The 13,254-nt window shown below is 38.1% G+C and carries 16 protein-coding genes; all 16 read left to right on the forward strand.

Translation table 11 applies throughout. The features are described from left to right. The 16 genes from gcvH (at window position 1) to Q1K34_RS12360 (ending at window position 13,253) form a co-directional block, all read left to right on the forward strand. A complete protein-coding gene (gene gcvH / locus Q1K34_RS12285) occupies window positions 1-381 on the forward strand; it encodes a glycine cleavage system protein GcvH (RefSeq protein ID WP_300439201.1) in 381 nt (126 codons plus the stop codon). Further along, complete coding sequence (locus tag Q1K34_RS12290) at window positions 371-781, forward strand: VanZ family protein (RefSeq protein ID WP_300439203.1); 411 nt, start codon at window positions 371-373, stop codon at window positions 779-781. The genes gcvH and Q1K34_RS12290 overlap by 11 nt, the downstream gene beginning before the upstream one ends. 106 nt (window positions 782-887) lie before the next feature. Beyond that, a complete protein-coding gene (locus tag Q1K34_RS12295; protein WP_300439206.1) occupies window positions 888-1,607 on the forward strand; it encodes an energy transducer TonB in 720 nt (239 codons plus the stop codon). Window positions 1,608-1,717: 110 nt separating this feature from the next. Next, complete coding sequence (locus Q1K34_RS12300; RefSeq protein WP_300439208.1) at window positions 1,718-2,440, forward strand: energy transducer TonB; 723 nt, start codon at window positions 1,718-1,720, stop codon at window positions 2,438-2,440. A gap of 121 nt (window positions 2,441-2,561) precedes the next feature. After that, window positions 2,562-4,673 carry a gliding motility protein RemB gene (locus Q1K34_RS12305; RefSeq protein ID WP_300439210.1) on the forward strand — a complete coding sequence of 704 codons (2,112 nt, stop codon included), beginning with the start codon at window positions 2,562-2,564 and terminating at the stop codon, window positions 4,671-4,673. Window positions 4,674-4,761: 88 nt separating this feature from the next. After that, window positions 4,762-5,664 carry a heme o synthase gene (gene cyoE / locus Q1K34_RS12310; RefSeq protein WP_300439213.1) on the forward strand — a complete coding sequence of 301 codons (903 nt, stop codon included), beginning with the start codon at window positions 4,762-4,764 and terminating at the stop codon, window positions 5,662-5,664. Then, entirely contained in the window at window positions 5,655-6,236 is a 582-nt protein-coding gene (locus Q1K34_RS12315; RefSeq protein WP_300439216.1) for a cytochrome c oxidase subunit 3, read from the forward strand. The genes cyoE and Q1K34_RS12315 overlap by 10 nt, the downstream gene beginning before the upstream one ends. A 45-nt stretch (window positions 6,237-6,281) precedes the next feature. Then, the gene (locus Q1K34_RS12320; protein ID WP_300439218.1) at window positions 6,282-7,262 is read left to right on the forward strand and encodes a cytochrome c oxidase subunit 3; all 981 of its coding nucleotides are present in this window, start codon (window positions 6,282-6,284) and stop codon (window positions 7,260-7,262) included. A gap of 18 nt (window positions 7,263-7,280) precedes the next feature. Then, window positions 7,281-7,643 carry a cytochrome C oxidase subunit IV family protein gene (locus Q1K34_RS12325; RefSeq protein ID WP_300439221.1) on the forward strand — a complete coding sequence of 121 codons (363 nt, stop codon included), beginning with the start codon at window positions 7,281-7,283 and terminating at the stop codon, window positions 7,641-7,643. A gap of 85 nt (window positions 7,644-7,728) precedes the next feature. Then, entirely contained in the window at window positions 7,729-8,373 is a 645-nt protein-coding gene (locus Q1K34_RS12330; protein WP_300439223.1) for a hypothetical protein, read from the forward strand. A 1-nt stretch (window position 8,374) separates the two neighbouring features. Further along, the gene (locus tag Q1K34_RS12335; protein ID WP_300439226.1) at window positions 8,375-9,109 is read left to right on the forward strand and encodes an SCO family protein; all 735 of its coding nucleotides are present in this window, start codon (window positions 8,375-8,377) and stop codon (window positions 9,107-9,109) included. Next, on the forward strand, window positions 9,106-9,645 hold the full coding sequence (locus Q1K34_RS12340; protein ID WP_300439229.1) for a DUF420 domain-containing protein: 540 nt from the start codon (window positions 9,106-9,108) through the stop codon (window positions 9,643-9,645). The genes Q1K34_RS12335 and Q1K34_RS12340 overlap by 4 nt, the downstream gene beginning before the upstream one ends. A 46-nt stretch (window positions 9,646-9,691) precedes the next feature. Beyond that, window positions 9,692-9,934 carry a hypothetical protein gene (locus Q1K34_RS12345; protein WP_300439232.1) on the forward strand — a complete coding sequence of 81 codons (243 nt, stop codon included), beginning with the start codon at window positions 9,692-9,694 and terminating at the stop codon, window positions 9,932-9,934. Between the two features lie 116 nt (window positions 9,935-10,050). Further along, the gene (locus Q1K34_RS12350) at window positions 10,051-10,752 is read left to right on the forward strand and encodes an ABC transporter ATP-binding protein (RefSeq protein WP_300439235.1); all 702 of its coding nucleotides are present in this window, start codon (window positions 10,051-10,053) and stop codon (window positions 10,750-10,752) included. Further along, window positions 10,745-11,989 (forward strand): ABC transporter permease, encoded by a 1,245-nt coding sequence (locus tag Q1K34_RS12355; protein WP_300439238.1) that lies wholly within the window; start codon window positions 10,745-10,747, stop codon window positions 11,987-11,989. Before Q1K34_RS12350 ends, Q1K34_RS12355 begins: the two co-directional genes overlap by 8 nt. Before the next feature lies 1 nt (window position 11,990). Then, window positions 11,991-13,253 (forward strand): ABC transporter permease, encoded by a 1,263-nt coding sequence (locus Q1K34_RS12360; protein ID WP_300439241.1) that lies wholly within the window; start codon window positions 11,991-11,993, stop codon window positions 13,251-13,253. Window position 13,254: the final 1 nt, after the last annotated feature.

Genomic DNA, 13,254 nt, shown 5'->3' on the forward strand with positions numbered 1-13,254 from the left:
ATGAATATTCCACAAGAATTAAAATACACTAAAGACCACGAGTGGGTTAAGGTTGAAGGCGATACCGCAACTATTGGCGTTACAGATTTTGCCCAGGGAGAACTTGGAGATATCGTATATGTTGAGGTAGAAACTCTTGATGAAACTCTTGAAAAGGAGGAAGTTTTTGGAACCGTTGAAGCAGTAAAAACGGTATCAGATCTTTATATGCCTGTTTCAGGGGAAATTATAGAATTTAATGATAGTCTTGAGGACGAACCTGAAAAAGTAAACGAAGATCCGTATGGGGAAGGATGGATGATCAAAATTAAACTTTCTGATACTTCAGAATTGGAAGATCTTTTATCTGCAGATGAATATAAGGAAGTAATTGGTAGCTAAGATAATTTTATTTGCCGCGCTCATCTATACCAGCGCCATTGCTTATTTCTCTTTGATAGTAATGGATTTTAAGGTAAGTGTGGGCGGTTTTAATCCAACAGACAAAATGCTCCATGCCGGGGCATATTTGTTTTTAGCTTTCTTGTGGAAGCTATATTTTTTATTTAAAAACACCCATTTTAAGCGATATACCTCTAATTTATTATGGGTGGCATTCGCTTCTTTTATATTTGGTATGTTAATTGAGGTTTTACAGGGAACCCTAACCAGTTACAGGACACCCGATTGGTGGGATGTCCTGGCAAATTCTACTGGTGTAGTACTTGCTGTTTTGTTTTTCATGGTCATGGCGCCGACAATGAAAAAGATAAAACATAAAGTTGCCCAGCTAAATTATTAGCCTTATTAACTGATCTTTTTATGAAATGAGCCATAAAATTGTTCCAACCGAAGGAACAATTCCTGGCGAATTATATCTGAGAGATTAATAATTAAAATTATTTCAGATGAAACCCAAGAAAAACCCAAAAGCCGATCTTCGTCGGAGATGGGTCCTGTTCCTTCAAATAGGATTCATATTAGTGCTTTTTTTAGCGCTTCAGGCCTTCCAGTGGAAGACTTATGATCCTAAGCCCCCAGATGATTCAATTGTAAGCATCGATCATATTGAAGAAGAAACCCCGCCTGTTGTGGTCAAGCCGGAACAAACTCCACCACCGCCTCCTAAAACAATAGTGGATGTTATAGAGGAAATTCCAGATGATTTAGATGTAGAAGAAGACCCGGTACAACCTACCGAGTTGGATTTGGAAGATATCCCTGAGCCTTCAGATATTGAAGAACCGGAAGATATTGAAGAAGATATCAAGGTGCCGTACGATTTTATAGAAAATGTACCCATTTTCCCTGGCTGTGAATATCTCACCGGTAACGATGACCGGAAAAAATGTATGAGCACTAAAATCAGCAGTTTTGTAAATAAGGAATTTAATACTGGATTAGGTGCTGAACTTGGACTTACTGGAACGAATCTTGTGTTGGTAATGTTTGTAGTAAATAAAAATGGTTTGGTAGAACAAATCCAGACCAGGGCACCACATCCAAAACTTGAGGAAGAAGCCAGGAGAGTTATTGGAAAATTACCTCTAATGGAGCCTGGTCGTCAGCGGGGTAAGGCTGTATCAGTTTCGTATACCATCCCAATTCGGTTTAAAGTTCAACACTGATAATGAATGTTTCGTAAATTTACTGTAGTTTTATTGACTTATTATTCCAGATAAATTTAGTTTTTTAGAAAAAATCTTTATTTTAGCAACCCTTAATAATATAACGCATTATGGAACCTAAGAAAAATCCAAAGGCTAACTTGAACAGAAACAGAACCTTGTTTCTGCAACTTGGTCTAATTTTAGTTCTATTTATAACCTGGAGGGCGATTGAGTGGAAAACTTATGACCCTGAAAATATAGATATAGGACAGGTAAATATGGACGCCCTTGATGAAGAGGATGTACCAATTACTGAAATGCAGAATACGCCTCCACCACCTCCACCACCACCTCCGGCACCAGAAATTATTGAAGTTGTGGAAGATGAAGAGGATGTAGAGGAAGATGAAATTGAATCTACAGAAACAAATCTTGATGAGATTGTTGAGGTAGAAGAAGTTGTTGAGGCTCCTGTAGAAGAGGAGGTAGAAGATGTTCCTTTCGCTGTTATTGAAGATGTGCCAATCTTCCCTGGTTGTGAAAACTTAAGTAATAACAACGAGCGTAAGAAATGTATGAGTGAAAAGATCAGTAGGTATGTGAACAAAGAGTTCGATACAGATCTTGGGGCTGAACTTGGATTAAGCGGTATCAATCGTGTGATCGTTCAGTTTAGAATTGATGAAAAAGGAAATATAGGTCAGGTTAGAGCTCGTGCTCCACACCCAAGACTTGAGCAGGAAGCTGCAAGAGTAATTAATAGTTTGCCTAAGATGAAACCAGGTAAGCAGCGTGGTAAGCCGGTTGGGGTAATGTATTCACTTCCAATTGCGTTTAAAGTACAGGATTAAATTATTCTCTATATAAATTTGAAAATCCCGGCATTCGTCGGGATTTTTTATTTTATGTAATTTCCCTTTTGGAAAAAATGTATATTACACCCGTAAAACAATAACAACAGGCTCCAAACCTATGAAGTATAGCTTACTTCTTGCTTTTATAATTTTTAGTTTTCAACTCACTGCACAGGATGTCAACCTGTCATCTGAAGTATATCCCGAATTTGACGAATGTAAGAATGTGGATTATGCCAGCCAGGCGAGATGTTTTAATCAAACTCTTATCGCATACATCATTTCAAATTTTAAAATTCCTGAAATAGTTCAAACCGAATCTTATAAGGGGCAGCTTACTATCATATTTGAAGTTGACGAATCGGGGGAATTCCAGTTGATCTATCTCGATGCAGCCTATGATGAGCTAAAAGAGGAGACTGAACGTGTTTTTGAATCCCTTCCAAAAATAAAACCGGCTACTTATAACGGGCGTCCAATTCATATGCAATTTAAAATGCCGCTTAGAATTCCGCTTCAAAATAATGTGAGGGTTCAACCCGTAGAGCAGGAAGATGAAATCGAATTACGTGAAGAGATAGAAATTGAGCCTGAGCCGAATGCTCTTTCAGAATATGAAAAAATAAAATCAGATGAATTTACAAATCCACGCTATACCAGCCAGATAAACATTCCACTTTCCCATGAGTTTTACAGCAGGTTCGATGCTGAATTTAATCAAATAGGAACGAATACGCATTCGGCTTCAAAGCCTTTAATGTTTGCAGAGGTGAGCCCATATTATAATTTTAAAGAAAATCGCCGGGAATTGCTTCAGGATAGAAATACACTCGCCGGAAGAAAATTATGGAATGAGCATTTAATTAGATTTGAAACCGATAAGTATTGGTTTACCCTGGATCCGGGTTTCGATTTACAAATAGGAAAGGATTTTGACCAGAAAGATCACGAGTTTACCTATAATAATGGGCGTGAATTTATTGTGCAGGGGGGGCTTGGTAAAAATTTTAATTTTTACTCGGTGATCTACGAGAGCCAGGGTAGGTTTGCTGAATATTATAACAGGTTTGCTGAATCTCTAAGGCCTGCGGGAGGAGATCCGGCTATTATTCCGGGAAGAGGTATTGCCAAAACCTTTATGGATGATGGTTACGATTATCCTGTAGCTGAAGGTTATCTCTCTTTTACTCCTTCAGAATTCATTAATATTCAGTTTGGACATGGGAATAATTTTATTGGAGACGGTTACCGGTCTTTGCTTTTAAGTGATAATCCTTCGCCTTACCCATATTTGAAATTGAATACAAAATTCTGGAAGATAAAATATACCAATACCTGGATGTCTTTAAGGGATGTAAGACCGGCAGTCACCAATAGTGGATCTTTCAGAACAAAATATATCGCAAACCATTATCTGAGTTTGAATATCAGTAAACGGCTTAATCTTGGATTTTTTGAATCGGTAATGTGGGAGAATGATAATGACCGGGGGTTTGACCTTAATTATCTCAATCCTGTGATTTTTTATCGTGCTATAGAATTTGCCACGGGAGCCGATGGTGGTAATGCCATAATTGGGCTAACCGGTAAATATAAAATTTCCAATCAAATGTATGCTTATTGGCAATGGCTGATAGATGAATTCTCTTCTACTGACGTTTTTGGGGGTGAAGGTAGTTGGAAGAACAAATTAGGTTTCCAGGCAGGATTTAAATATTTCAATGCTTTTGATGTGGAGAATTTTTATCTACAGGCAGAATATAATCAAGTGAGGCCATATACCTATTCTCATAATTCTATTACGCTGAATTACGGTCATAATAATCAATCTATGGCACATCTTTGGGGAGCAAACTTTAGAGAGTTTATAGGGATTGCTAGATATAGAAAAGACCGGTACTTTGGCTCCGCTAAATTGATCTACGGAAAACGTGGTTTTGATTTTTCAGATCAAGGCGCCTATTACGGCCAGGATATATATAGAACCGAAGAAAACCGTCCTTTTGATACAGGTGTGGAAATAGGCCAGGGAAATACCACCAATTCGTTTTATTCAGAATTAGAAGCGGGCTATATTGTTAATCCAACTACTAATTTAAAGTTATTTGCCAGTTTTATATATCGCGATTTTAATCCCCAGGCGAATACTCCGGCAAATTTTGAAAATTCAACTACCTGGATAAATTTTGGATTAAGAACCGATATTTTTAACTGGTATTTTGATTATTAGCGTTTTTCACTACTAAAAATTAACATATTGCCTTCCTTGCCAAAACCTAATTAAGGAGTATCTTTGCGCCAGTTAAAAAAAAGCTTTTTTGAGCAACACTCGCGTACATAATCCCAGCGCTTCCCTTCTTTCAGATTTTAAGGAAATAACCAAGATGCGATTGGCTATAAGCGTCGTCTTTTCATCGGTTGCGGGGTATTTTTTAGGAGCAGATAATATAGATTTCGTGGTGGTTACTTTGCTTGCCATTGGTGGTTATTTAATGGTAGGAGCTTCTAATGCCTATAACCAGATCATTGAGCGGAATCTGGACGCGTTGATGGATCGCACTAAGAATAGACCTCTGCCTGCCGGTAGAATGACTGTTCCTGTTGCGTTTAGCATTGCCAGTGTTTTTACTGTTTTAGGTTTAATCGTTCTATATATTATCAATCCTAAAACTGCCATGTTTGGGGCGATTAGTATTTTTTTATATGTAAGTATTTATACTCCCCTTAAAACTAAAACCCCTTTATCTGTATTTGTGGGTGCATTTCCGGGAGCAATTCCATTTATGCTGGGCTGGGTAGCTGCTTCAGGAAGTTTTAGTATTGAACCCGGAACTTTATTTATGATCCAGTTCTTTTGGCAATTCCCGCATTTTTGGGCAATTGGCTGGTGGTTGTTTGATGATTATAAAAAAGGTGGGTTTTTTATGCTCCCTACGGGAAAACGGGATCGTGGAACTGCGATACAGATTATTTTATATACCTGCTGGACGATCATGGTATCGCTAATTCCGGTTTTTGGGGTTACGGGGAAACTTTTTCTCACTCCTGTTTCAGGGATAATTATTCTGATTCTGGGACTGGGAATGTTGTATTATGCCGTCAGGCTTTTTAAAGAAAAAACTGCAGAAGCAGCAAAAAAATTAATGTTTGCAAGTGTTTCTTATATCACACTTCTACAAATAGTATACGTATTGGATAAATTTATTAGACAATGGATTTAACTCAGGGATCTGAAAAAAAGAAACATGGCCGGGCGAAAAAGATGATGCTCTGGTTTGGGATAATTAGTATGGTCATGACCTTTGCAGGTCTTACCAGTGCCTATGTGGTAAGTAAAAACAGGCCAGATTGGCTTAGCGATTTTGAATTGCCCATTTCCTTTTTATGGAGTACGCTGGTGATTATGGGGAGCAGCCTGACCTTAATTCTAAGTAAAAGGATGATAATATCTGGCAATAGGAAAAACGCAAGTGCTTTCCTTATCGGTACCCTGATCCTTGCAATACTTTTTGTAGTATTTCAATTTTATAGTTTTTCAGAGATCATTCAGGAAGGTTATTATTTCACGGGTAGTGAAAGTACGATCACTACTTCTTTTATTTATGTGCTGGTATTGGCTCACCTTGCCCATCTTGCTATAGGAATCATAGTGCTTTTAGTGTTAATTTATAACCATTTTAAACAAGAGTATAAGGCAGGGCAAATGCTTGGATTTGAGCTTGGTGCGACTTTCTGGCACTTTGTGGACCTATTGTGGTTATACCTGATTTTCTTTTTATATTTCTTTAGATAATAAAATTGCGTATTTTTGCGCATCCTTTAACATTAAACTACTTCTATGGACGCGACTGTCGTTAGAACAGGCACAGAAGGCAAAACCTGGGGTGGTGGTAATCAGCCACTAAAATCAAGTTACGGAAAGATGATGATGTGGTTCTTCATCCTTTCTGATGCTTTGACATTCTCAGGATTCCTTGCCGCTTACGGATTTTCAAGATTTAAATTTATCGATTCATGGCCCATCGCAGATGAGGTGTTTAATCACTTCCCATTTTTACATGGAGTAGATGCTCCTATGTATTATGTGGCCCTGATGACCTTTATCCTTATTTTTTCATCTGTAACTATGGTATTGGCTGTGGACGCAGGCCATCATATGAAAAAGGGAAAAGTAACGATCTACATGTTCCTTACCATTATTGGGGGTTTAATTTTCGTGGGTTCTCAAGCCTGGGAGTGGAAAAACTTTATAAGTGGTGAATACGGCGCGGTAACTACAGAAGGAGGAAATATTCTTCAATTTGTGGATGGTGAAGGACATAGGGTGAAATTATCTGAGATTGCTGTCCCAATCCAGGGAGATCGTATAGAGCATGAAAGAAATAACGGGGTTTGGTTTGATGCCGGAAGGGATCTGCCAACTTATAGCCTCGAAGAGGTAAAAGCAGGGTTCATCCAAAATGAGGATGTTTTAATAAGAACCCAAACCCTTACCGAAGACGGTGAAAAAACTGTTCTTTCTCGTGAAGAATCCTTAATGAAGCTTAATAATGAAGCGATAGGAACCGTAGAAGGGGCTAATCTGGTTCAAAATGAATATGGGGTGCCTTTATTTGCAGATTTCTTTTTCTTTATTACCGGATTTCACGGATTTCACGTTCTTTCGGGTGTAATAATAAACATCATTATTTTCTTTAATGTGGTTATAGGAACCTATGAGAGAAGGGGAAATTATGAAATGGTAGAGAAAGTTGGACTCTACTGGCACTTTGTAGACCTTGTTTGGGTATTTGTATTTACCTTCTTTTACCTGGTTTAATTCAGAAATTAAAAAATTATGGCTCACGATACTACACAACATCACGAATCGGCAACCAGAAGGATCTGGATAGTTTTCGCAATACTTTCCGTAGTAACCATTGTAGAGGTTATTCTGGGGATTATAAAACCTGAATTTTTAACGGATACTTTCCTGGTGGGCATGAGATTGCTTAACTGGATATTTATTATTTTAACCGTCTATAAAGCTTATTATATCGCCTGGGCTTTTATGCACCTTGAACATGAGACCAAGGGATTGCGTAGAGCTGTGGTCTGGACCGCAATATTCCTAATTATTTACCTGGTCTTCATTTTGCTTACTGAAGGCGGGTATATTTACGATGTTTATAAGAGCGGGTATGTTGCCTGGGACTTCTAATAAAAGTTAAATGTATAGGAAAAGGCGGTTTTATGAAACCGTCTTTTTATTTTTGTGGCCCGTATTAAAACTGGATTTTCAGCTTATGAAAAAGTTTCTGGTACTTGGAATTTTATTTGCCCTTCCTATTACTGCCTATTTGTTTTTCGCCTCCGGAAAGAACAATTTTGCACGACTTCCCGTATTAACTGAAAATGTTCAGGATATTTCGCAATTTTCCACGAATTCAGGTGAAAAGATAAGATTTCAGGAGCATATAAGCGTAGTCGCCTTTTTTGGATCAGACCTTGAAAAAATTAAGGGCAATACCTTTAATCTGGATAAAAAGATACTCGAAAAATATTATGATTTTGATGATTTTCAGTTTGTGATTATCCTTCCTGAAGAATCCAGGAAAGAAACCAGTGAATTTGTGGAGAGCTTTAAAAAGATCACAGAGTCTTCTAAATGGAAAATCGCTTATGCTACTCCTGAAAAAATTTCCGAAGTATTTAAAAGTTTTGAAACTCCACATAAGTTAGATGCCGATACTTATAGTCCTTATGTTTTTATAGTAGATAAAAAAGGAAATCTGCGCGGAAGGGATGATGATAAGGATCATGAAAAAATATATGGATATGATTCCAGGGATGTAGCTGAACTGAATAACAAAATGAATGATGACGTAAAGGTGATATTGGCAGAATATCGGCTTGCTTTGAAAAGGAATAATCCTGAAGAAAATAATTAAGATGAAGAATTACTCATATATAGGAATTTCACTCGTTATACTTGTCTTTGGCATCATCTTTATTCCGAAAATTATAGACAGGATCACTAACGATGAAGTTGTTTCATCAGATCGGTTAAACAGGCAAAGAGAGAATGTGACTAAAGATTCTGGTGAACCATTATCATATATTGAAATTGATGGGGAGAAAAAGAAAGCTCCGAATTTTCAGTTTATCAATCAGGACGGAGATACGATTTCCAATAAAGATTATAGCGGGAAGGTATATTTAGTGGAATTTTTCTTTACTACCTGCCCAACCATTTGTCCTATTATGAACAGGAATCTGGTAGAGATCCAGGATGAATTTGAAGATACCGGCGATTTTGGAATAGCATCATTTACTATAGACCCGGGACATGATACGCCTGAAGTTCTTGCAGAATATGCTGAAAACTACGGTATAGATCATCCTCACTGGAATCTTATGACGGGTGACCGACAAAAAATCTATGAATTGGCCAATAAAGGCTTTGGATTATATGCCGGAGAAGATGCACAGGCGGCTGGAGGCTTTGCCCATCAGGGAATGTTTGCGCTGGTAGACCAGGACGGCTATATTAGATCCAGGAAAGATGAGTTTGGGAACCCGCTGATCTATTATAGAGGTTCTGTAGAACGAAATAAATCTGTGGCCCGGGGAGAAGAAGCCCCTCAAATCGAGATGTTAATTGAAGATATAAAAAAATTACTTTGAAAACGACCCTAAAAGAATCAGATAAGTTAGCAGTTCCTGTAATTATTGCACTTTCTATAGTAGTTCCTGTGATCGTGTTGGTTTTAATGTTATTGCCTGAACGTTATAATATTTTTGGGGCTGATACCATTACCTTTCCGCTATTTCATGGAGTCTTAAATTTCCTGACAGCGATCTTATTAATTATTGGTTTCTTTTTTATGAAAGCAGAGAAGTATCTGTTGCATAGAAATACTATGATCGCCGCTTTCGGGCTTTCGGTTATATTCTTACTCAGTTATGTGCTTTCAAAAATTAGCAACGAACCTGTTCCTTATGGCGGGGAAGGGGTTGTAAGGTATATATATTTCTTTATACTTATCACCCATATTGTACTTTCAGCAATTATTGTTCCGTTGGTATTATTTACAATGTACAGAGGTTTGAGCGGGCAGTACGATAAACACTCTAAAGTAGCCCGTTGGACTTTTCCAATATGGTTATACGTGGCCGTAACTGGCGTACTTGTTTTTTTATTTATGATGCCTTATTATTAATTTCGGACGGAATTTTTTAACTTTCAGGAGATAAATGAACATGACGATGAAGCATTTAAAATATACCTTACTATTATTTTTAAGCCTTCTTTTGGTTCCTGAACTCGCAGAAGCTCAATGTTCCATGTGTAGAGCTGTTTTAGAAAGTGAAGCAGATCAAAGTACGGCCAAAGGTATTAATGACGGCATTCTTTATCTCATGATTTTCCCTTATTTATTAATTGGGGGAGTGGGTTATTTTATTTACAGGTCAAGAAAAAATAAGCGCAAAGCTTCTTCTGAAGCCTGATTCTTTTCTAAGTTCAACTTAAGTTTAGTATGTTTTTAAGTTGAAATTGTAACATTTTATTTTTTTGATAGTCTTATTAAGTAAGGAGTCATTTCCTTTTTTAATAACCATCAATCATGATAGAAATATCCAATCTTCATAAATCCTATAAAATGGGTGCTAATTCCCTTCATGTTCTTAAGGGAATTAATTTAGATATCAAAGAAGGCGAGCTTGTCTCTATAATGGGATCTTCCGGTTCTGGAAAATCTACCCTCCTCAATATCCTTGGAATGCTGGATGAGGCAGATGAAGGATCTTATATGCTGGATGGGGTTCCTATCAAGAATCTTAACGAAAAAAGAGCGGCGAAATACCGTAATAAATTTCTGGGATTTATCTTCCAGTCATTCAATCTTATTTCTTATAAGTCGGCATTAGATAATGTAGCCTTGCCTTTATATTATCAGGGATTGCCACGTGGGGAAAGAATGGACAGGGCTAACAGTTATCTGGAAAAAGTAGGACTTGCAGATTGGGCAGGGCATTTACCAAATGAGCTTTCCGGAGGGCAAAAACAAAGGGTAGCTATAGCCAGGGCGCTTGCCAGCGATCCTAAAGTATTACTGGCTGATGAACCTACGGGAGCGCTCGATACCAAAACTTCTTATGAGGTGATGAATCTTATTCAGGAAATTAATGATGAGGGTAGAACCATTCTTGTGGTTACTCACGAACATGACATTGCTCAGATGACCAAAAGGATCGTAAATCTTAAAGACGGTGTTATTATAGAAGATACAGTAGTTTCACAAGTAAGAGCCCTCGAAAATGTTTGATATAGATCGATGGGACGAAATTTTTGAAACCATCCGTAAAAATAAATTACGAACTTTCCTTACCGGCCTTTCCGTTGCTTCAGGAATCTTTATCCTTGTAATCTTACTTGGGATAGGAGAAGGAATGCGCAATGGTATTGCCCGTGAATTTGAACAGGATGCCTCTAACCTTATTTTTGTATGGCCCGGCGTTACTTCAAAAGAATATAAAGGTTTGAACCCGGGAAGAAGGATTCAGTTTAAAAATGAAGATTATAACCGGATCCTACTGGAGTATAGTGATAAGTTAGATAAAACTTCTTCTACCTATCAGGTCTGGAGCAATGTAGTTTCCTACGGAAAGGAATCCGGAGGTTACAGGATGGATGGTGTTTTTCCCGATTATCAGTATTTGGAAAATATGAGCCTTACCACCGGAAGATTTATTAATATCAATGATGTTCAGAATACTGAAAAATCTATAGTTATAGGTAACCAGGTGAGAAATGATCTTTTTAAGCAGGAGGATCCCATTGGAAAATATGTAGAGCTTGCCGGTATAAATTTTAAAGTAGTCGGCGTATTTACAGATCCCGGGGGCGAAAGGGAAGAAGCCAGGGTAGTGATCCCTATTACCACAGCCCAAAAAGCTTTTGGAGGTTCTAACAATATTGGTAGACTTTATCTAACCCTGAAGCCTGAAGAGAATTTTGATAAAGCAGTAGCTGCATCCACAGCTTTTTCTGAAGATCTGAATGGGCTTCTTAGGGAACGTCATACCGTTGCTCCAGATGATACCCGTGCAATTAATATAAATAATACCCTGGAAAACGCAAAGAGGTTCTTTACACTGATGGATATGATAAAACATTTTTTTTGGGGAGTGGGGATCTGTACGATAATAGCAGGTGTAGTTGGAGTTAGCAATATCATGCTGATCATTGTTAAGGAAAGAACCAGGGAAATTGGGGTAAGAAAGGCTTTGGGCGCTCAGCCCTTATCTATCATCGCAATGATTCTTCACGAATCTATTTTCGTGACAGCCATTGCAGGCTTTTTAGGTCTCATTTTCAGTCTTGCACTTCTTGAATTTGTGGGGCCATTAATAGAGACTCAATATATCTACAATCCAACCGTAAACTTTACCGTAGCGATCAATACCGTTTTAATACTGGTGATAGCCGGTGCCTTAGCAGGGTTTTTTCCTGCCTGGAGAGCTGCGAGGATTAAACCAATAATTGCTTTAAGAGACGAATAATATGTTTAGCAGGGATCGTTGGGAAGAAATATTAGAAGCTTTAACCGCAAATTGGTTTAGAACCATTCTTACGGCATTCGGAGTGTTATGGGGAATATTCATTCTTGTAATTCTATTAGCCGCCGGTAAAGGACTTGAAAATGGGGTAAAACAGGGATTTAGTGGCATTGCCACCAATACTATGTTTATGTGGACACAGGTAGCTTCAAAGCCATATAAAGGATTGCCTAAAGGCCGCCGCTATAATTTTGAAGTCGAAGATGTGGCAGCTATAAAAAATCAGGTGCCGGGTTTAAGATTCGTTTCACCAAGGAACCAGTTAGGTGGTTTTGGAGGTGAAAATAATGTGGTGAGAGGATTAAACACAGGAGCTTTCAACGTATATGGGGATTATCCTGAGATCATTCAGCAGGAAACCATGGATATAACCTCAGGAAGGTTTTTGAATTATTCAGATATCAACGGAAAACGTAAAGTAGCCATTATAGGAGAAGGCGTGAAGTCGGCATTATATGATAAAGGTGAAGATCCTTTGGGAACTTATATCAAGGTAAGCGGGGTTAATTTTATGGTGATTGGAACCTATAAGAAAAAAAGTAATGGAGGTGATGCCGAAGAGGGACAGAAACAGATCTATGTTCCCTTTACCACATTTTCCCAGGCCTTTAACCGTGGAAATGATGTAGGCTGGATGGCGATTACCGCGAAAGACGGATCTTCCATTACCAATCTAAAAGATAAAATTATAGAGATCGTTAAAAACCGTCATAGCATACATCCCGATGATGACAGGGCCGTGGGAAATTTTGATCTGTATCAGGAATTCAGCAAGGTAAACGGACTTTTTGTTGCACTCAAAGCCGTTGCTTATTTCGTGGGCGTGCTGGTATTGCTTTCAGGAATTATCGGGATAAGTAATATTATGCTCATCGTGGTGAAAGAAAGAACTAATGAAATTGGTGTTCGCCGGGCATTGGGCGCTACTCCATGGTCTATAAGAGGCCAAATCCTTATGGAATCAATATTCTTAACAATTATTTCAGGAATGTCTGGAATTATTTTGGCTACTGGTGTGATCTGGCTTGTTAATCTACAACTCGATAGTATGGACACTTCAGAAATGATGTTCCTGAATCCTTCCGTGAACCTGGGAGTCGTTATAATCGCATTAACTATTTTAATAATTTCCGGTTTATTGGCCGGCTTAATCCCTGCACAGCACGCTATCAAGGTAAAACCTGTGGATGCTTTGCGTACTGAATAAA

The sequence above is a fragment of the Christiangramia sp. genome, assembly GCF_029937855.1.
Taxonomy (GTDB): Bacteria; Bacteroidota; Bacteroidia; order Flavobacteriales; family Flavobacteriaceae; genus Christiangramia.